A 19223-nucleotide genomic window follows, 5' to 3' on the forward strand; every position below is an offset into this window, starting at 1 on the left:
GGGTGCGGCCTCCAGCGGAACGCGGAAACTACTCGGCCGGCCGGTCCAGCTGGCGGGCCCAGCCGACGACCGCACGCCGCCCCGGCACCTCGATCAATCGATAGCTCAGCCACGACAAGAAGGTGATCAGAGCCAGCATGCCGCAGATGGCAGCGATCGCGCCGACCGCGCTCGCCGGCCGGAAGGCCGGCGTCACGAGGTCGAACACGACGATGCCGACGAGCAGATGAAGCATGTAGACCGAATAGGAGATCTCTCCGAGAAGGACCAAGAACGGCGCGGACATCATTCGGAAGGCGCCGGCGCGGGTGGCGTCCGCAGCGAACAGGACGAGGCCGGCGAGGCCGAGCACCGCCACCGCGGTCGAGGCGCCTACAAGGCGCTCATCGGCGCCCGCTGCAAATAAAGCGAGCAGGACGAGCACGCCGCTCAGCCCGAAGCCGATCCGCGCGCCCAAGGCGCCCGCCGACCAACGCTGACCGAAATTGTAGAGGCCCACGCCCAACAGGAACTCAGGAAAGATGCGGAGGATGCCGACGTTCCACGTCATAGCGGTGAGGTTGAGGCGCATGCCCACGTTGCATACGGCAGCCATCACTACAAAGATCAGGGCGGCTGCCGCGAGCTGGATCAGCGGCCCGACGCGGAACCTGCGGAACACCAGCATGTAGATGGGGAAGATGAGGTAGGCGAACCATTCCGCACTGATCGACCAGGACGGAAGGTTGAACAAAAGGCCATCGGTGGAGCCCCACGCTTGAATCAGCGTGAGATGGGTGATGAGGCCGCGAAAGAACGCGCCGCGCTCCATCTGAAACGGCGCCGATGGATCCCAGATGCTGTAGGCGAACCCGAGCCTGCTCGACACCGCGCCCAGCACGATGAAGGCGGCGAGCGTCGCTAAATGCATGGGGTAGATTCGACCGAAGCGCTTGGAGATGAAGCCCCAATAGTTGAAGCGGCCGGCGTCGACGTCGCGCTTGTAGACGTGCGTCAAGACGAAGCCGGAAAGCACGAAGAAGAAGTCCACGCCGAGATAGCCGAACGTCATCATCGGGGAGTTCAGGACCGCGATCGAATGGGTGTATTCGCGGAGATGGAAGAATACGACCCACGACGCCGCCAGGAAGCGAAGGGAGGTCAACGAGTCGATCTGGGCCGGATAGGGCGCGGCGCGTTCGCCTGCCGCGGGCAGGGCGACGGCCTCGGACGAGGCTCCGGTTGCATTCACGCACTCACTCCCAGCTCGCTTTGTCTCGCGCGGATTTCGGCAGGCTAGCAGCCTGCAAGATGCGTGCAACGATCAGCGCCTGGAGGGCAGGAAAAATGCCCGCCTCGTGGGGCTGGTCGCCCCTCGGTGCTTGATCGCCGATGGCCATGCTATAGACAGAGTCCGCCCGAGGTGTTGTGGCATACCAGTGGCCTCGCGCTTTGGGGCGGTGCGCAACCTGACGCGACCGGTCCGACCGCCGAGACCTGGAGTTCCGATCCGGCGGCGCATGAAACCTGTCATTTACGGGCGGGAGTATAACGGTCCGAGGGCGCCGCAGAAACTGGAAGGCGTCGGCAATTCTGACGAATGGTGAGCTTCATGTCCGCTGACGCGATTCTGCAGCAGCTTCGCGAGATTATGATCGACGTGCTCGACATCGATGAGCTCGAGCTGACGCCTGAAACGACCGCCGAGGATGTGGAGGAGTGGGACAGCCTCAGCCATGTGCGCCTGGTCGTGGCGGTCGAGCGCCACTTCGGACTCAAGTTCAAGAACTCCGAGATCGAAGGCCTCAAGACGGTCGGCGATCTCGTGAATCTGATCGAAGCGCGAGCGGCCTGAGCGGTTCTCGGGAGGCTGTCCGATGTTGTCCGATCTGCCGTGGCTTCCCGCGCCCCGGGCCGATTTCCGTGAAGCGGTCCGCAGCCTGCGAGACGAAGCGGGAGCCCAGGGCGAAGGCTACTTCGACCGTCTCGTGCGGCTGGGCGCGGCGCGTCTCGACGAGAACCAGCTCGGCCAGCTGGCCAAGATCGTCCGGCGACTGATTTCGGACGCCGCCGCTCCCGCGCAGTTCTCGACCTTGCGGCTGGGGCTCGTAGGCGACGGAACGCTGTCGCTGCTGGCGCCGGTCGTCACGGGCAGCGGAGTTCGCCATGGCCTTGCGGTCGATGTGATCGAGGGCGCCTATGGCAGTGCCGTACAGCAGGCGATGGATCCGACCAGCCCGCTGCACGCGGCGGGCCTGGACATGCTGCTGGTCTCCAGTGACGTCCGGAGCCTCGGACTCAGCCGCGCGGCCGAGTCCCAAAGCGACGCGGACGCACGCATCGAAGCTGCGTTCAATGGCCTCAAGATGGTCGTCGAAGGCTTCAGACCCTCGGTCGCCGCCGCAGTGCTCGTTCAAACCGTCGTACCACCCCTGGACGCCCTGTTCGGCAGCCTGGACCGGGTGGAGCGCACGTCGGCCTATGCCATGGTCGAGGCGCTGAATGCACGCCTGCGCGACTGGGCCGCGACGGGCGCCATCGTACTTGTCGACATCGCCCGTCTCGCTGAGACAGTAGGCTTGGAGCGATGGGAAGCGCCGGGACACTGGCACGCGTCGAAGCTCCCCTTCGCGCCGGACATGGCGCCGGCCTACGGCGACGTCGTGGCGCGGACGCTTGCGGCGCTTCGGGGACGTTCGCGCAAGTGCCTCGTCCTGGACCTGGACAATACGCTGTGGGGCGGCGTGATCGGCGACGACGGCGTGGCGGGGATACAGCTGGGTCAGGGTTCCGGGACGGGCGAAGCCTTCCTGGCGATCCAGGATACGGCGCTGGAGTTGCGGCGCCGGGGGGTTTTGCTAGCGGTCTGCTCGAAAAACGAAGAGGCGGCGGCGCTGCTTCCGTTCCGCGAACATCCGGACATGCTGCTGAAGGAAAGCCACATTGCGGTCTTCCAGGCGAACTGGACGGACAAGGCCGCCAATCTGCGCGCGATCGCCGCGACCCTGAACATCGGCATAGATGCGCTCGTCTTCTTGGACGACAACCCGGCCGAGCGCGAACAGGTGAGGCGCGAGTTGCCGCTCGTGGCGGTGCCCGAGCTCCCCGACGATCCCGCCTTGTACCCAAGGATGCTGATGGCCGCCGGATACTTCGAGTCCGTCGCCTTCACCGATGACGACCGGGTTCGCGCGGAACAGTATCAGGCGAACGCGGCGCGCGCCGCGGCGGTGCAGGCCTCGGGCGACCTCGACAGCTATCTCGCCTCGCTGGACATGGTCTGCACGATCCGCGAGGTCGACGCGACTTCCAGGCCGCGGGTGGCCCAGCTCATCAACAAGTCGAACCAGTTCAATCTGACGACGCGTCGCTACACCGAGGGCCAGGTCGAAGCCGCCGAAAGCGACCCGCGCAAGCACGCAGTCCAGATCCGGCTTGTCGATAAGTTCGGCGACAACGGCATCATCTGCGTGCTCATCGCGGACAAGCACGAAGGGCGGCGCTGGGAGATCGACACCTGGTTGATGAGCTGCCGGGTGCTGGGGCGTCGCGTGCAGGAAGCGGCGCTGGACCACCTGGCCAGGGCGGCGTTGGCCGAAGGCGCCCGCTCGTTGGTGGGCCGCTATGTCCCCTCGCCCAAGAACGCGATGGTGAAGGATCACTACGCGGGGCTGGGGTTCGCGAAAGTCAGCGAGGACCCGTCCGGCGAAACGACATGGGAGCTTGATCTCTCATCCTACGAATCGCCCGACCTTCCCATGATCATTGACGATCCGGCGGTCACGCCCGTGGCGGCGCGACGGACGAGCAGCTAAGGCCTGAGGGGCAGGAAAATGGCGAGCGCCACGCATGAGACGGGCCTCAAGGGCATTGCGGAACGCTACCCGGCCCTCGGGCGGTTGATCGACGCCGTTCTGGCGGTATGGCCCGAGCACGTCGGCTTCCTTTCGAAGAGCATGGAAGTCCGCACCGATGCGCTGCTCGAAACCAGCGACCGGATGGCCGCCGCTGTACTGGAGCTCGCCGCAAGCGATGTGGCGCAACACGCGCGCGACTATCGTTGGCTATGCGACCAGATCCGCGAGGAGGAGCTCAACTTCGTCCGAACGGGTCACTACCGCTACTCGAGGTTCGCCGAGACCAACGCCAACGTCTATTCCGACGGCGATTTCATGCGCCGCTACATGCACGGGCTGCTCTACAGCCACGTCCTCTGGTTCATGCACATTTCCAGCCTGTATTTCTTCTCGCAGCGGCTGGCGGCGCGAGTGAAGCCAGGCGGACGCGTCCTGGAGGTGGGTTCGGGCCACGGCCTGCTTCTGTTCCTGGCGTTGCGCGACCTGGGCATGGCCGAGGCGGTTGCGTGGGACCTGAGCCAGGTGTCGCTCGATCAGACGCGCGATGCTCTGGCGCGCCTCGGAGCGCTCGACCGTGCGAAATTCGCGGTCCAGGACATGCACAAGGCCGAGCCGGGGCAGGACTCGTTCGACCTCATCATCCTGAGCCATCTTCTCGAACACCTCGAAGAGCCGGTTGATGCTCTGAAGCGGTTGAAACCGCTACTGGCCAAGGGCGGCTTGCTCTACGTGAATGTCCCTCTCAACGCCCCGATGCCGGACCACCTCGTTCTTCTCGAGGCGCCGCGGGATGCGGAAGAGATGCTGTCGGCCGGCGGCTTCAGGGTCCTCGAGATCGGCTCTCACACCACCCAGGCCGTCACGCTTTCCAAGGCGCTGAAGCAGAAGACCGCGGTCACCTGCTCGATCATCGCAGAACCGGCGTGACACCCCGGGATCCGTCGGGCGGGCGACGCTAGCGCATGCTGTTCAATTCGATCGTCTTCATCTTCGCCTACCTGCCAGCCGTGCTGGTGGGCTACTACCTGATCTGCGCTTCGCCGATCCGTCGCGTGCGCATGTGGTTCCTCGCGGCGGCCTCGCTCTTCTTCTACGGCTATTGGGCGCCCAAGTACGTCCTTCTGCTGCTGTTCTCGATGACGGTGAACTACCTGTTGGGGATGGCGATCCGCCATTACCGCGAGCATGAGCACTTGCGACGAGGATCCGTGCTGGCTGGACTCCTATTCAATCTTAGTCTGTTGTTCTATTTCAAGTATTTCAACTTCTTCATCGACAATCTGAACCATCTGCCCGGCGTCCAGATCGAAGTCGGCAAGATCCTGCTGCCGCTGGCGATCTCGTTCTTCACGTTCCAGAAGATCGCCTTTCTGTTCGACCTGTACCGGCGTCGAGTCACCCTAGGTTCGGTCGGTGACTACGCGGCCTTCGTGCTCTTCTTCCCGCAGCTGATTGCCGGCCCGATCGTGCACTATTCGGAGCTCGCGCCCCAGCTCAAGCTGTCGCCGAAGCTGAACGCGACGTTCAGGCACATTCTGATCGGCATGATCCTGTTCGGCATCGGCCTCTTCAAGAAGACGGTTCTGGCCGACACCTTCGCGCTCTACGCCTCGCCGATCTTCAATGCATCGGCCGCGGGCACCTCTCCCGGGTTCGTCGGTGCCTGGACAGCAGCATTCATCTACACGCTGCAGATCTATTTCGACTTCTCGGGATATTCGGACATGGCGATCGGCCTTGCCCGCATGTTCGGGGTCTGGCTGCCGTTGAACTTCCACTCGCCGCTGCGCTCGAACAACATGGCCGAGCTCTGGCGTCGATGGCACATGACGCTCAGCCGCTTCGTCCAGAACTACATCTTCCAGCCCATACAGGTGCCGATGACGCGTTTCGCGGCCGAGCGGACTCGGTCGCGTCTGGGCATGTTCGCCGTCTCGACGCTCGCCCCGACGTTCCTGTCGATGGTGATCATCGGCGTCTGGCACGGCGCGGGTTGGAACTTCCTCATCTTCGGGGTCCTGCACGGCGCGTATGTCTGCTCGACCGAGCTCTGGACCCACCTGCGACGGCGAAAGCGCAAGAAGGGCGTCGAGAGACCGCAGTATCAGATCGTCTTCGCACGCATCCTGACGGTGACGGCCTTCGTGTTCGCGACCGTGCCGTTCCGCGCGAAGAACGTAGGCGTCACCATGGAGTTCTTCCGCGACATGCTGCTGCCGTTCACCCGGTCAGACCGCGCCTTTGACTGGCAGGCGGCCGTTCCGTTCGGCGCCACCGGCGCGGTGGCGGCCGCGGTCGTAGGCTATGCGATCGTCTCACTGCTGCCCAACACCCAGCAGTTCATGACGCGCGTCGAGCCTGCGCTCGAATGGCCGAAGTGGAGCAAGGTCGATACGCCACCCGTCCGGATCGCATGGCGGCCTACTCCGGCGTGGATTTGTGCGGCCGCAGCGTTCTTCTTCCTGGGGGTGGCGTTCATCATGCGCGGCACCACCGAGTTCATCTACTTCAATTTCTAGGGCGACGCCGATGAACCAGGACACGCCGCTGCCGCCTGATCCTACCGAGGAACAACTCGGGCCGGTCCGGGCGGGCGTCATGCTGGGCCTCTTCCTGGCGACGTCGGCGGCCCTTGCCGTTCTGGCTGTGCTTCTGCCGCACGATCCGTACATCCGGTTTCAGCAGCTCCGCGACACGATCCAATTCAGGGCGCAATGGGTATACGAGCGCATCACCCTCGATCCCACGCCGATCGACGTCGCCATCATCGGCAACTCGCGGGTGATGTCGGGGGTGAGCGCGCCCAAGCTGCAGGCGGCGCTCAGAGCTGAGACGGGATCAGACGTCCATGTGGCGAACCTTGCGTTCCCCCAAGAGGGCCGCAACATCCACTACGTCGTGTTCAAGCGGCTGCTGGATGCCCACCCGGAGGTGAAGACTGTCGTCGTTTCGCTGGTCGAGACGATGCCGCGCATCGGCCATCCGGCGTTCCGCGACCTAGCGGACGCTGGCGACGTCGCGACCGCCCCGATCCTTATCAACCCGGACTACGGCAGAGACCTAGCGGTTCTGCCCTATCGCCAGATGTCACTGTTCGCTCAGACGCTTGCGCCGGGGGCGTTCGGCGTGAGCCGGACGCTGGCGCCCGGGTATCAAGGGCCGCTCCTCGACACCACCCGGACCTTCCGTCTCCCGAGTGGCAAGGTGGTGGATCAGGACACACCCTCGCCGCGTCCGAAGCTGGATATCGACGCCGAGCGAGTGATCAACGGCGGAATGGGTCGGCTGCTGCCCCGTGCGCTGGCCAACTACGAATATCCGATCGAGCGCACCTACACCCGCAAGATCGCCGAGATGGCGGCGAAGCGGCACATCCGGATCATCTTCCTGCGGTTGCCGATCTATAGCGATACGCGCAACGTGGCGGATTTGCAGTTCTATCGTCAGCTCGGCGAGGTGGTGACGGCCGAATTCCTGGTTGATCGGCCGGAGCTTTACGCCAACTACGGGCATGTCGACACTGCGGGATCGACGCTCGTGTCGCACTGGCTGGCGGGCCAACTCGTTGCGATGGGCGCGGCCGGCGCGCCGGGAGGGAATCCGTGATCGCCGATCTGACGGCGCCAAGCCTAGCCAACGCGCCGATGCACCATGTCGGGATTGTCCAGGCGACCGAAGAGGACGCGGCCGCCATGATGGCGCTCCTCGGCCTGGAGGAAGACTATCGAGGGTTCGTGCCGGAGTGGCACGCCCTGTGCATCTTCACCCATCCGCGCGGTGCCTCGCCCGTCGAGTTCGTCGTGCCCAGCGGTGGCCCGCTCGTGAAGTTCAACAAGGGCGCTGGCGGCCTGCATCACATTGCGCTTCAGGTGCCCGATCTCGAAGCGCTGGCGTCGGAACTGGCCGAGCAGGACATGCGCCTGCTGGAGCCCCAGCACGTAAAGGGCGCGGGCAATTTCCTCTGCAATTTCCTGAGCCCTCTCTACACCCGCGGCCTCACCGTCGAGTTTGTGCAGGTCTTGGATTAATTCCCATGGCCGGGGCCCCGTTCGTGACGGTCGTCGTGCCGCACTTTCAGGACCTCGAAGGCCTGAAGGTCTGCCTTTCGGCGCTTGAGCGGCAGACCTATCCCGCCGACCGTTTCGAGATCATCGTCGCCGACAACAACTCGCCCGTCGGCGAGGCGGAGGTCGCGCGGGCCGTCGCCGGCCGTGCGAAACTGGTTCGGGTCGTCGAACCGGGCGCCGGGATGGCGCGGAACGGCGGCGTGGCTCGGGCGACGGGCGAGTTGCTGGCCTTCACCGACTCCGACTGCATTCCGGATCCGGCCTGGCTTGCGGCCGGGGTCGCTGCGCTGGCCGACCACGACTTCGTGGGAGGCGCCATGCGTGTCTCGGTGACCGACCCAAGCTCTCCGTCGCCGGTGGAAGCCTTCGAGTTGGTCTTCGCGTTTCACAACAAGGCGTACGTCCGCAGCAAGGGCTTCACGGTCACAGCCAACCTGATCTGCCGCCGCGACATGTTCGAGAAGACCGGCGGCTTCCGTAGCCAGGTCTCGGAAGATGTCGAGTGGTGCCGGCGCGCGACCGCTGCCGGATTTCGCCTGGGTTATGCGGCCGGCGCGATCGTCACCCATCCGGCGCGTCGAAGCTGGCCTGAACTCGAACGCAAGCTCGTCCGCCTGACGTCCGAGACTTACGCCCTCATGCTCGAACAGCCCTTCGGCAAGCTGCGGTGGCTGCTGTATGCCCTCGCGCTTCCGCCGTCGGCCATCGTGCACACGCCGCTTGCGCTGCTCAGTCCGGCGTTGCGGACCTCGGATGCGAGGTGGGGTGCCCTCAGGACGCTCTACAAGTCCAGGCTGTGGCGTTCGCGCGAATGCTTCGGGCTGCTCGGACAGTCCCGGAGCACGTCCCGCCAAGCATGAATCAAGCCGGGCGGGATCAACGTGCGCACCACTTTGGGTTCTGAGGCCTTCTTATCCGCTCACGATGCCTCATCGTGAGTGGGAAGGCCTCTAGAGCGCGGCTTCGATGACCTGCCGGTAGGTCGCCACCACACCGGCGCGCGTGTAGGGCGCTAGGCCGCCACGCGCGGCCAACTCGGCGATGCTCGCCTTTAGCTCCGCCTCGTCGGAAACCAGGCGCAGCAGGCCGCGGCGGATGTCCTCGTCGTCGGAACTGTTGCAGGCGTAGCCGACCTCCGAGGGGTCGAACAGGCCGTCGACGCTCCATCCCTTGGTGTAAAGGATCGGCAAACCGCTGAAGAGGGCTTCGACGAAAACCATGCCGAAGGTTTCGCGCAGGGTCGGCATCACGAACGCAGCGTAGCCGCCCAGGGTCTTTGTGAATTCGCCTTCGGGCAAACGCCCCTTCAATCGAATTCGGTCGTCACCCCGGACGCCGTGGATTATTTCGGTGACCTCGCAGAAGGCCTCGGCCGTCCCGACTCCCCATACGTCCAACGAAATGTCGGGAACGGTCTTCGCCGCCGTCATGATCGCGCGGGCGAGGCCGCCGAAGTTCTTCCGCTTGTGGACGTTCAGGTTGAAGAGCGTCATCAGCCGCGGCTGCCCGATGGCGGCGGAAGGCGTGAAGCTATCGTCCTGTACGATCGGCGGCAGCACCGTGGTCTTCGCACGGTCCAGTCCCAGCCGGGCCTCGAACTTGTCGGTCGCCCAGGGGGCGCAGGCAAAGATCGCTCTGGCCTCTCTAAGGATCTCCCGCCACTTGGGCGCAAGATCGCGGCGGACCTCCGTGATCCTAAGGTCCGTATCGCCCCAGATGTCGCAGACGAAGGGGCGACCCAGCTCCCGGCCGATGTCCAACGCGACAAGGCCCTCGACCGAAAACTTGTGGGCGTGGATCAGGTCGGGAACGATCCCCTTCGCGGCCAGATCCGACAGGATCCAATCGGCGACCCCTTTCAGCCGCGTCGCGTGGAGGAACCCCTTGGGCGGCGCCCCATAGGCCAGCGCCGTGCGGTCCGGGGCGAACGGCAGGGCCACCAAGCTCGTCTTCCAGTTGGCGCGGTTGAGCGAATAGACGACGTGCCGGTACTCGCCGGTGTTGTCGATCAGATTGAGGACGGACCGCGTCTTGGCGCCGGCCATCGGATCGGGAAAGTCGGCCGTGACATGGACAATGGTCTTCATAGCGCCTTACGGGTCTTCCGGATTGGAGCCTTCTCTTCGAGGAACTCCTACGACCGCCTTAAGGCGTCCGCGCCCAGGATTAAAAGAGCGCCAATTGGATCGCAATGATGGGCGCGCCGGTCAATGCTCGCGGCCTCCCTCGTGGCGAGCTTTCCTTTACTGCTATCCCGAAAGCTGCTTTTGGACGACGCGTGAGCCCCGACGAGGAGCAGTATGGCAATCATCGTGACGGGCGCGGCCGGCTTCATCGGCAGTCACCTGGTCGACCGACTTCTCTCCGGCGGACACGAGGTCGTGGGCGTCGACAACATGAGCCGCGGCGTTCAGGAAAACCTTGAACAGGCGTTCGCCAACCCCGCGTTTCGTCTGGTCGAAGCGGACCTGTCGGATTCCGATGCGACGCTGGCGGTGCTGGGTCCCGGGCAACGCGCCGATATCGTGTGGCACCTGGCGGCGAACTCGGACATCGCGGCCGGCGTCGCCGACAGCCGGATCGACATTCGCGACACGTTCCTGACCACCCACGGCGCCATCGAGATCGCCAAGGCCACAGGCGCGCGACGGCTGGCGTTCGCGTCGACGTCGGCGGTCTATGGCGATGTCCCGGTGCCGCTCTCCGAGACCCACGGGCCGATGCTGCCGATCTCGAACTACGGGGCGATGAAACTGGCGGCGGAGGGACTCATCAGCGCTGCCGTCGAGTCGGCCCTGGCGCAGGCCTGGATCTTCCGGTTCCCGAACGTCGTGGGCGGCCGCGCGACACATGGTGTCATCAATGATCTGTTCCTCAAGCTCCGGCGTGATCCCGAAGAGCTCGAAGTTCTGGGTGATGGACGGCAGAAGAAGCCCTATGTTCATGTCAGTGAACTGATTGACGCGATGCTGTTCATCGTCGCCCACGGCGGCGACGACCGGCGGCAGGTCTTCAACATCGGACCGCATGACGACGGTTTCGATGTCGCCGGGATCGCCGCGGGTGTCGTGGCGGCGTCGAAGACGGGCGCGCGCATCCGCTATACAGGCGGCGACCGCGGTTGGGTCGGGGATGTCCCGCGCGTCGTCTACTCGGTGGAAAAGATCACGCGGCTGGGATGGCGGCCGACGATGTCGTCCGAACAGGCCGTCGGCCGGGCGATCGAGGAAGTGGCGGCTCAGTGGGGCTTTGTATGATGCAAGTGGTGATTCTGGCCGGGGGCATGGGAACCCGGCTACGCGAGATCACGGGCGACCTGCCGAAGCCACTGGCGCCTATCGCTGGGTCAACCCTCCTGGGCCGGCAGCTCGATCTCATCGCAGCGTCCAGCCTGACCGACGTGGTGATCCTGTCGGGATATCGCGCCGATCTGATCGCCGACTACTGCGGCGATGGCTCGAAATGGGGCCTCAGCGTCCGCTGCATCGCCGAAGCCCAGCCCCGTGGCACCGCCGGCGCGGTCCTGGACGCCCTGGACGCACTGCAAGACACCTTCATCGTGATGTATGGCGACGTGGTGCTCGATGTCGATCTGGACCGCCTGGTCGACGCGCACCGGACCCACGCAACAAGCGGGACGATCCTCGTCCATCCCAACGACCACCCCTTTGATTCGGATATCGTTGAGGTCGATGCGGAGGGCATGGTGACGCGCATCCGCGGCTATCCGCACCCGGAGGGCGAGGATCTTCCCAACCTGGTCAACGCCGGCCTGTATGTGCTGGAGCGTCGGGGGCTCGCGGAGCTGACGGGCCTGCCGCCCAAGCCCGACTTCGGCAAGCACGTCTTCGCCGCCATGCTCGATCAGGGAGCGAGCCTCTATGGCTACCGCAGCCCAGAGTACATCAAGGACGCGGGCACGCCGGAGCGACTGGCCAAGACCGGCCGCGATATCGCATCAGGAAAAGTCTCGGCGCTGTCCTTGCGCAGCAAGGCCCCGGCGATCTTCCTCGACCGGGACGGCGTTCTGAACCGCGAAGTCGGCCTGATCTCGCGGCCGGAGAATCTCGAACTCTATCCTGGCGTCGGCGAGACGGTCGCGCGGATCAACCGGTCGACCTTTCGGTCGGTCGTGGTGACCAATCAGCCTGTCATCGCGCGAGGCGACTGCACCGTGGAAGAGTTGGGACGGATCCATGCCCGTCTCGACACGCTGCTTGCGCGGGACCACGCCTATGTGGACGCGCTCTACTACTGTCCGCATCATCCCGACAAAGGCTTCCCCGGCGAAGTCGCGCACCTGAAGTTCGAATGCGACTGCCGAAAGCCCGCGACGGGGCTCGTGCTGCAGGCGGCCGAGGAGCTTCAGATCGATCTCGGCCGCTCGTGGCTGATCGGCGACACGACCACCGACATGGAATTGGCCCGTCGGTGCGGCCTTCAGTTCATCCTGGTGGAGACGGGCCATGGCGGCCGCGACGGCCGGTTCCCCGGCGCGTCGACGCTCACCGCACGCGATCTGTCCGAAGCCGTGGACATCATCCTCGGTCCACGAGCGGCCGAGGCGCGGGCGAATTGAGCGCAAACGGGTTCAGACGATCGCAACGGAAAGCGCCTAGCGTCAGTCGGCGGCCGTATCGAAGCTGCGGACGTCGTCGCTTCGATCTTTGGGGGCAGGGGGCTCGATGATCATCAGTAAGACGCCGATGCGGCTGAGCTTCGTGGGCGGTGGCAGCGACCTCCCATCGTATTATCGCGAGAACGTAGGCGCCGTTCTGAGCACGTCGATCGACAAGTTCGTCTACGTGACGATCAACAAGCGGTTCGAGCCAGGCATCCGCCTCAGCTACTCCAAGACCGAAGAGGTCGAGCGGGTCGACGAAATCGAGCATCGGATCGTCAAGGCGACGCTGAAGAAGCTCGGTGTCGATGGCGGTGTGGAAATCACCTCCGTCGCCGACATCCCGTCCCGCGGCAGCGGGCTTGGCTCATCGAGCTCGTTCACGGTGGGTCTGCTTCACGCACTCTACGCCTATCTCGGACAATACCGCTCGAAGCTCTCGCTGGGCGAGGAAGCCTGTGAGGTCGAGATCGACCTGTGCGGAGAGCCGATCGGAAAGCAGGACCAGTATGCGGCCGCCGCTGGAGGGCTGAACATCATCAAGTTCTTTCCGGACAACAGCGTGACCGTCGAACCGGTGATCGCGCCGGCCGGTGTGGTCGAAACCATCGAGTCGGAACTCCTGATGTTCTATACGGGCATCGTCCGTTCAGCGTCCGGCGTGCTCAAGCAACAGTCCGAGGAAGTCGAGGCGGACCCCGCAAAGAAGCGGGCCATGCGACGGATGACCGAGCTGGTCGAGGTGCTGCGAGACGAGATATCGCGGGGCAACGCGGAGGCTCTCGGGGAAATCCTGCACGAGAACTGGATGCTGAAGAAGGGCCTGACGGACGCGATTTCCAGCGCGCAAATCGATGACAACTACGAAGCAGCGCGGGCGGCCGGCGCACGGGGCGGAAAGCTCCTTGGCGCGGGCGGCGGCGGCTTCATGGTGTTCTCGGCCCCCAAAGCTCGACACGCCGACGTGATCCGGGCGTTGTCCCACATGCGCCATGTGGAGTTCGGGTTCGAAAACCTGGGCTCCAGCATCGTATTCTATCAATGAGGTTGCGCAGATGACCTACTTTCCCGATCGCCTCTTCGACGACGCCGGATCCTATGCGACGGCGTATTTCGAACAGTATCGCACCGCTGCCGCATCGGTGGATCAGGAGGCTTTGCGCCGCGCGGGCGAGTTGGTCGGGCAGGTCATTTCTGAAGGTGCCGCGATCTATTCCTGCGGGAACGGGGGCTCGGCCGCGATCGCCAACCACCTGGCTTGCGACTGCCTCAAGGGAATCCGGACCGGCACCCTCCTGCGCCCGAAGGTGTTCAGCCTGTCGACGACGGTCGAGCTCATCACGGCGATCGCGAACGACATCAGCTACGATGACGTCTTCGCCTTCCAGCTCGAATCGCTCGCCAAGCCGGGCGACCTGCTCGTCGCCATCAGTTCGTCGGGTCAGTCGCCCAACATCGTCAAGGCGTTGACCTGGGCGAAGGACAACGGGCTGCGCACGCTCGCCATGACCGGATTCTCAGGCGGGGCGTCAGCTGAGATCGCGGACGTCAGCCTCCACGTGGCAGGCGAGAACTACGGCGTGGTCGAAGATATCCACCAGTCGCTGATGCACCTGCTGGCCCAGTATACGCGGCATCGGAGCCTGACGAATCCGTCAGATCTGGGGCGCCAGAAGTTCTGACGTCGCGAAAGCCTCAGCGCTTGCCGAAGAGCCGCTGGTAGGCCGAGACCAGTTTGGGAACCTCGTGGTTCCAGGACAGGTGGTTGCGCACGCGCTCGCGACCCAGCGCGCCGCGGCGGGCGCCGTCCTTCGGGTCGTCGACAAGCTGCACGATCTTCGCGGCGAGATCCTTGGGGTCGTTGGCGGCCGCGTAGAGCGATGCTTCCTCCGCCGACACGCGCCCCTCGGTCAAGTCGAACTGAACGATCGGCTTCCCGAAGGCCATGTACTCCACGATCTTGTTCATCGTGGACTTGTCGTTCATCGGATTGACCCGGTCGGGGTTCACGCACACCGCCGACGTCGACAGGACGCCGAACAGTACGTCGTCGGGCGCCCGGCCGGTGAAGGTCACGTAGTCGTCGATCCCGAGTTCCGTGGCCAGCGCCTGCAGGGCGGGCAGGCTGGGACCGCCGCCGACGAGACAGAACTGGATGTCGTCGCGGCCGAGGTCGAAGACGAGATGGCGGATCGCCTCCAGGAGCAGGTCGATCCCTTCCTGGTCGCCCATGACGCCGACATAGCCGACGAGGTGCTTGCGGCCGTTCTTCAGCGCCTCGTTGGGCTCGACCATCTTGAGGCGCCGCAGGTCGGGGCCCGAGCGCACCACGAAGACATCCTCGGGCTTCTTGCCGCCGCGGGTGAGCGCGATCTCGCGATAGCTGTTGTTGGTTGAGATCACCACGCGGGCCGAGGCGAAGGTCAGCCGTTCGAAGAGCACCATCAGCGACCAGAAGAAGCCGCGCTTCTCGTACTTGGCCTCGTAGAGTTCGGGGTTGATGTCGTGGTGGTCGAACAGGTAGCGCACGCCGAACAGCTTGAACGGCAGGGCGACGAGGAAGATCAGATCCGGCGGATTGCAGCCGTGGATCGCGTGGATTCCGCGTGTCAGGAACACGGTCCAGGCCAGGCGCGTCTGGTGGAACAGCGCGGCCCCATATTCGAGCAGGTACCCCAGCGCGCCCTTGGCGTCGATCGGCAGGGTGTGGCGGTAGATGTGCACGCCCTGGAGCGTCTCGCGCCGCTCGGTGAAGCCCTTGCCCGTCGGGCAGATCACGCTGACCTCCGCGCCGGCCGCGGCCAGCGTCGTGGCCTCCTGCCAGACGCGCCGGTCGAAGGGCACGGGCAGGTTCTCGACGATGATCAGGATCTTGCGGCCGGCCAGCGGCTTGGTCGCAAGCAGTTCGCTGGCGATCCGTTCGGCCTCGGCCGCCCCATCCTGGGGCTTGGTCTCGGCCGTCATTGCGCCGCCAGGGCTGGGGCCTCGCGCTTGGGCGTCAGGGCCTGGAGGTTCACCGTCCGCGCCGCCTGCAACGACAGCTCCTTCGCGCCGCCGCTGGCGTCGATGACGAGATCGTAGGCCGTCTTCTCGGCCGCCTCGCGTGAGACCAGAAGCTCGTTGATGTTGGGCAGGTGGGCGTAGGCGTAGCCCAGGTTCTGACCCACCAGCTTGGCCGGATCGATGGACTCGTCGAAGACGTCGAGCCGGTGACCGGCGCGCAGCAGCCGCCCCGCCAGGTCCACGTTGGGGCTTTCGCGCAGGTCGTCGCTGTTGCGCTTGAAGGCCAGGCCGACCAGCAGGATGCGCGCATTGGGGGCCAGATCCTGCACGCAGTGCTCGTAGATGAAGTGCTTGTGGGCGGCGTTCGAGCGGAGCACCGAGTCGATCAGTGTGGCGTTGGCCCCGACGTCGCTGGCCAGATGCTGCAGGGCCCGCACGTCCTTGGGCAGGCACGAGCCGCCGAACGCGCCGCCCGGGCGCATGTAGTAGGCCGAGATGTTCAGCTTGGTGTCCGACACGAAGATGTCGTGAACCGTGGCGGGGTCCACGTCCAGCATGGTGCAGATGCGGCCGATCTCGTTGGCGAAGGCCACCTTCACCGCGTGCCAGGTGTTGTCGACGAACTTGGTGAACTCGGCCTCGCGGAAGCCGACGTGGAAGCGCGGGGCCTCGATGTCCTTGTACATCTCCTCGACGTTCGCGGACGGGCGGGCGTCGCGCGTGCCGACGACGATCTTGGGCGGGGCGAAGTAGTCCTTGATCGCGGTCGCCTCGCGGAGGAATTCCGGATTGTAGACGATCTCGACGAGCCGCGCGGCGTCGGCGCCCAGGACCGAGCGGAAAACCGGCAGGATCAGCTCCTCGATCGAACCGGGCCGCATGGTCGAGCGGTAGACCACGGTAAGCGGCTTCTCGCGGTTGCGGCCGAGACCCACGGCGATCTGGCGCGAGACCTCGGCGATGAAGCTCATGTTGTGCGCGCCCTCGGGCGAGCTGGGCGTGCCCACGCAGACGAGGGCGAGGTCGGCCTTGTTCAGCTCTTCGCCTGCGGCCTGGGCGGCGCTGAGGCGGCCCTGCGACCGCGCTTCCGACAGCAGCTCGGCGAGGCCCGGCTCGGTGATCGGGCAGATGCCGCTGTTGATCTCGCGAATCTTGTCTTCGTTGACGTCGATACCGGTGACGACGTGGCCTTCTTTCGTGAGGCAGCCCGCGGCGGTCAAGCCGACATAGCCGAGGCCGTAGATCAGGATTCGCAACGCAAAAACCTCCGAGTCGGGAGCCAGATAGAGGGTTCTTTTGCAGATGGCGCCCTACTAAAGGATTGCCGGGGCAATCCATAGCCGAGAATAGCAAGCGGCGCGCCACCGCGAGCCGGCTGCCCAGCCCGCGGGCGCGAAAGCTTTGAGTAGCATGTTTTGCCTAGGAAACAGGGATGCGTCAGACGCCGGTCTATCCCGTGATCATGTGCGGCGGTTCGGGCACGCGCCTCTGGCCGGCGTCGCGGCCATCGCGCCCCAAGCAGTTCATTCCACTGGTTGGCGAGCGGTCGCTCCTGCAGGAAACGGTGGCCCGCGTTGGCGCACTGGCGGCGGGCGGCGGGCGGCTGGTGATCGTCGCGGGCGCGGCGCACGGCCCGACCATCCAGGCCCAGTTGGCCGAGATCGGCGCGGACGCCACGATCATCCTCGAACCTGAGCCGCGGGACTCGGCGGCGGCCATCACCATCGCGGCGGCCTGGATCGGAGGCCAGGATCCCGATGCGGTCGCCGTCATCGTGGCCTCTGACCACCATGTGCCCGACCACGCCGCCTTCCGGGATGCGGTCGAGGCGACGGTCGGAGCGGCCCGCGAGGGGGCGATCGTGACGCTGGGCGTGCGCCCGGCAGGGCCCGCGACCGCCTATGGCTATATCCACCCCACGCCTGGCGAGGGCGTGCGTTCGGTCGAGGCGTTCGTGGAAAAGCCGGACGCCGAGCGCGCGGCGCAGTACGTCGCCCAGGGCTTCCTCTGGAACAGCGGCAATTTCGTCGCCAGCGCCCGGACATTGCTGGACGAATTACAGGCGCATGCCCCCGACGTGCTGTCGGCCGTGCGGAGCGGCCTGTCGGATTCCGTCGACGAGGCGGGGGCTATGCGGCTGGGCGACGCCTTCCGCGCCGCGCCGAAGATCTCGTTCGACTATGCGGTCATGGAGAAGACGACCCGCGCGGCGGTCCTGCCGGTCGACTTCGCCTGGTCGGACCTGGGGGCATGGGACGCCATCTGGTCCGCATCGGCCAAGGACGCGCACGGCAACAGCCTGCCGCCGGCGGCCCACGCCATCGACGCGACCGACGTGCTCGTCCGCGCGCCGGCCGGCGTGAGAGTCGCGGTGATCGGGACCTCGCGCCTCGCGGTCGTCGTCGAGCCGGACGCCGTGCTCGTCTGCGCGCTGGACAAGGCCCAGGCCGTGAAGGGCGCGGCCCAGGCCGCGGCGCCCGGTGCGCCCGAGGCCCGCACGCTCACCAGCCTGCGGGAGGCCGCCGACTGGTTCCGGAGCTGGCTGGAAACGGCGGCGCTTCCCGTGTGGGCCACCCTCGGCGTCGATCCCGAAGCCGGTGCGTTCCGCGAGGGGCTGTCGATCGCCGGCGCCGCGCACGACCCCTATCGCCGGATACGGACCCTCACCCGGCAGGTGATGGTCTACGCCCTTTCGAGCGCGGAGGGACGGCCGGGACCGTGGGCGGAGACGGCGCGGCGCGGCTTCGCCCATCTCCAGGCGCGGGCGCGGCGCTCCGACGGGCTGTTCGTGAGCCGGTTGGGCGCCGACGACGCGATGATCGACGACACGCCCCGGCTCTACGAGCACGATTTCGCGCTCCAGGCGCTGTGCGCCATGCACGGCCTGGGCGAGCCTGGCGTCCTCGAACAGGCCCGCGACATCAAGGCCCGTCTCTCGGCGTGGCGTCACGACGCCGGCGGCTTCCGGGAGACCGGGCCGAATCCATTCCAGGCCAATGCGCACATGCATCTGTTGGAGGCCTCGCAGGCCTGGGCGGCGCGCGATCCAGAGGGCGGATGGGACGCGCTGGCGGACGAGGTCGCCGAGCTCGCGCTCGCGCGCTTCATCGACTCCCGGACAGGAATGCTCAGCGAATTCTTCGACGCGGACTGGACGCCGCTGACGGGCGACGCCGGCCTGGTGGAACCGGGCCACCATTTCGAATGGGCCTGGCTGCTGACCCGATGGGGCGCGGCCCGCGATCACGGCGGCGCGCTGGGCGCGGCCCGGCGGCTGTACGAATTGGGTCGGCGCGGGGTCGATCTCCGTCGCGGGGTCGCGATCAACGCCGTGTGGGAGGATTTCACGCCACGCGACGCGGTCGCGCGGCTCTGGCCGCAGACGGAGTTCCTGAAGGCGGCGCTGATCCTAGGCGAGACGGAAGACGCGCTGACGGCCTGCAACGCCCTGCGGCGATACCTCGAAACGCCCGTCCGCGGCGTCTGGCGCGACCGCATGCGTCCCGACGGCAGCTTCGTCGAGGAGGCGGCTCCCGCCACATCGTTCTACCACCTCCATCTCGCCATCGCCGAGCTGCAGCGCTTGGCCGACGTATAGGCCGGTCGGCGCGACTCGCGGCTTACGCGCATCCGGTGGACATTCCGGAGACGCACGCCCAGAGTCGGGTGGGGAGGGGGTCTTGCTGACGATAGGAC

General features: G+C 65.8%; 16 protein-coding genes. 12 read left to right on the forward strand and 4 right to left on the reverse strand.

What is annotated here, in order from left to right; all coding sequences use genetic code 11:
• Positions 1-28: 28 nt before the first annotated feature.
• Positions 29-1231 (reverse strand): acyltransferase, encoded by a 1203-nt coding sequence (locus tag GC203_RS11505; RefSeq protein WP_293454380.1) that lies wholly within the window; start codon positions 1229-1231, stop codon positions 29-31.
• 360 nt (positions 1232-1591) lie between these two features.
• Here GC203_RS11505 and GC203_RS11510 point away from each other — a divergent pair, with 360 nt between their 5' ends.
• Genes GC203_RS11510 through GC203_RS11540 form a run of 7 tightly spaced genes read left to right on the forward strand, consistent with a single transcriptional unit; the run spans position 1592 to position 8763 of the window.
• A complete protein-coding gene (locus GC203_RS11510) occupies positions 1592-1834 on the forward strand; it encodes an acyl carrier protein (RefSeq protein ID WP_293454382.1) in 243 nt (80 codons plus the stop codon).
• A 22-nt stretch (positions 1835-1856) separates the two neighbouring features.
• Entirely contained in the window at positions 1857-3794 is a 1938-nt protein-coding gene (locus GC203_RS11515; RefSeq protein WP_293454385.1) for an HAD family hydrolase, read from the forward strand.
• A gap of 18 nt (positions 3795-3812) precedes the next feature.
• On the forward strand, positions 3813-4763 hold the full coding sequence (locus tag GC203_RS11520; RefSeq protein ID WP_293454387.1) for a class I SAM-dependent methyltransferase: 951 nt from the start codon (positions 3813-3815) through the stop codon (positions 4761-4763).
• Positions 4764-4798: 35 nt separating this feature from the next.
• A complete protein-coding gene (locus tag GC203_RS11525; RefSeq protein ID WP_293454389.1) occupies positions 4799-6355 on the forward strand; it encodes an MBOAT family O-acyltransferase in 1557 nt (518 codons plus the stop codon).
• Between the two features lie 10 nt (positions 6356-6365).
• Complete coding sequence (locus GC203_RS11530) at positions 6366-7442, forward strand: hypothetical protein (protein ID WP_293454391.1); 1077 nt, start codon at positions 6366-6368, stop codon at positions 7440-7442.
• Positions 7439-7864 carry a VOC family protein gene (locus GC203_RS11535; protein WP_293454393.1) on the forward strand — a complete coding sequence of 142 codons (426 nt, stop codon included), beginning with the start codon at positions 7439-7441 and terminating at the stop codon, positions 7862-7864. The genes GC203_RS11530 and GC203_RS11535 overlap by 4 nt, the downstream gene beginning before the upstream one ends.
• 5 nt (positions 7865-7869) lie before the next feature.
• Positions 7870-8763, forward strand: a complete 894-nt coding sequence (locus tag GC203_RS11540) for a glycosyltransferase (RefSeq protein ID WP_293454394.1) — start codon at positions 7870-7872, stop codon at positions 8761-8763.
• A gap of 90 nt (positions 8764-8853) precedes the next feature.
• On the opposite strand, the gene GC203_RS11545 is transcribed toward GC203_RS11540, so the two are convergent.
• Positions 8854-9990 (reverse strand): glycosyltransferase family 4 protein, encoded by a 1137-nt coding sequence (locus GC203_RS11545; protein WP_293454396.1) that lies wholly within the window; start codon positions 9988-9990, stop codon positions 8854-8856.
• A gap of 213 nt (positions 9991-10203) precedes the next feature.
• Between GC203_RS11545 and GC203_RS11550 the strand changes: the two genes are divergently transcribed.
• The 4 genes from GC203_RS11550 (at position 10204) to GC203_RS11565 (ending at position 14206) form a co-directional block, all read left to right on the forward strand.
• Positions 10204-11160 carry an NAD-dependent epimerase/dehydratase family protein gene (locus GC203_RS11550; RefSeq protein ID WP_293454397.1) on the forward strand — a complete coding sequence of 319 codons (957 nt, stop codon included), beginning with the start codon at positions 10204-10206 and terminating at the stop codon, positions 11158-11160.
• Positions 11160-12482, forward strand: coding sequence for an HAD-IIIA family hydrolase (locus GC203_RS11555; RefSeq protein WP_293454399.1), 1323 nt, complete (start codon positions 11160-11162; stop codon positions 12480-12482). Before GC203_RS11550 ends, GC203_RS11555 begins: the two co-directional genes overlap by 1 nt.
• Before the next feature lie 106 nt (positions 12483-12588).
• Complete coding sequence (locus tag GC203_RS11560; protein ID WP_293454401.1) at positions 12589-13569, forward strand: kinase; 981 nt, start codon at positions 12589-12591, stop codon at positions 13567-13569.
• A gap of 10 nt (positions 13570-13579) precedes the next feature.
• On the forward strand, positions 13580-14206 hold the full coding sequence (locus GC203_RS11565; protein WP_293454402.1) for an SIS domain-containing protein: 627 nt from the start codon (positions 13580-13582) through the stop codon (positions 14204-14206).
• A 13-nt stretch (positions 14207-14219) separates the two neighbouring features.
• Here the strand turns inward: GC203_RS11565 and GC203_RS11570 are convergent, their stop codons facing one another.
• Together GC203_RS11570 and GC203_RS11575 are read right to left on the reverse strand one after the other, a co-directional pair.
• Positions 14220-15488: a glycosyltransferase family 4 protein gene (locus GC203_RS11570; RefSeq protein ID WP_293454403.1), complete on the reverse strand. Its 1269-nt coding sequence runs from the start codon at positions 15486-15488 to the stop codon at positions 14220-14222.
• Entirely contained in the window at positions 15485-16783 is a 1299-nt protein-coding gene (locus tag GC203_RS11575) for a nucleotide sugar dehydrogenase (RefSeq protein WP_293454405.1), read from the reverse strand. Before GC203_RS11575 ends, GC203_RS11570 begins: the two co-directional genes overlap by 4 nt.
• A 176-nt stretch (positions 16784-16959) precedes the next feature.
• Between GC203_RS11575 and GC203_RS11580 the strand changes: the two genes are divergently transcribed.
• On the forward strand, positions 16960-19125 hold the full coding sequence (locus GC203_RS11580; protein ID WP_293454407.1) for an AGE family epimerase/isomerase: 2166 nt from the start codon (positions 16960-16962) through the stop codon (positions 19123-19125).
• The last annotated feature ends 98 nt before the right edge of the window (positions 19126-19223 follow it).

This window comes from Phenylobacterium sp., assembly GCF_016124325.1.
Lineage (GTDB): Bacteria > Pseudomonadota > Alphaproteobacteria > Caulobacterales > Caulobacteraceae > Phenylobacterium.

Excerpts from the sequence above, each read along its gene's own strand:
- GC203_RS11510 (WP_293454382.1), top strand. The coding sequence starts at position 1,592 with ATGTCCGCTGACGCGATTCTGCAGCAGCTTCGCGAGATTATGATCGAC.
- GC203_RS11515 (WP_293454385.1), top strand. The coding sequence starts at position 1,857 with ATGTTGTCCGATCTGCCGTGGCTTCCCGCGCCCCGGGCCGATTTCCGT.
- GC203_RS11520 (WP_293454387.1), top strand. The coding sequence starts at position 3,813 with ATGGCGAGCGCCACGCATGAGACGGGCCTCAAGGGCATTGCGGAACGC.
- GC203_RS11525 (WP_293454389.1), top strand. The coding sequence starts at position 4,799 with ATGCTGTTCAATTCGATCGTCTTCATCTTCGCCTACCTGCCAGCCGTG.
- GC203_RS11530 (WP_293454391.1), top strand. The coding sequence starts at position 6,366 with ATGAACCAGGACACGCCGCTGCCGCCTGATCCTACCGAGGAACAACTC.
- GC203_RS11540 (WP_293454394.1), top strand. The coding sequence starts at position 7,870 with ATGGCCGGGGCCCCGTTCGTGACGGTCGTCGTGCCGCACTTTCAGGAC.
- GC203_RS11545 (WP_293454396.1), bottom strand. The coding sequence starts at position 9,990 with ATGAAGACCATTGTCCATGTCACGGCCGACTTTCCCGATCCGATGGCC.
- GC203_RS11550 (WP_293454397.1), top strand. The coding sequence starts at position 10,204 with ATGGCAATCATCGTGACGGGCGCGGCCGGCTTCATCGGCAGTCACCTG.
- GC203_RS11555 (WP_293454399.1), top strand. The coding sequence starts at position 11,160 with ATGCAAGTGGTGATTCTGGCCGGGGGCATGGGAACCCGGCTACGCGAG.
- GC203_RS11560 (WP_293454401.1), top strand. The coding sequence starts at position 12,589 with ATGATCATCAGTAAGACGCCGATGCGGCTGAGCTTCGTGGGCGGTGGC.
- GC203_RS11565 (WP_293454402.1), top strand. The coding sequence starts at position 13,580 with ATGACCTACTTTCCCGATCGCCTCTTCGACGACGCCGGATCCTATGCG.
- GC203_RS11570 (WP_293454403.1), bottom strand. The coding sequence starts at position 15,488 with ATGACGGCCGAGACCAAGCCCCAGGATGGGGCGGCCGAGGCCGAACGG.
- GC203_RS11580 (WP_293454407.1), top strand. The coding sequence starts at position 16,960 with ATGCGTCAGACGCCGGTCTATCCCGTGATCATGTGCGGCGGTTCGGGC.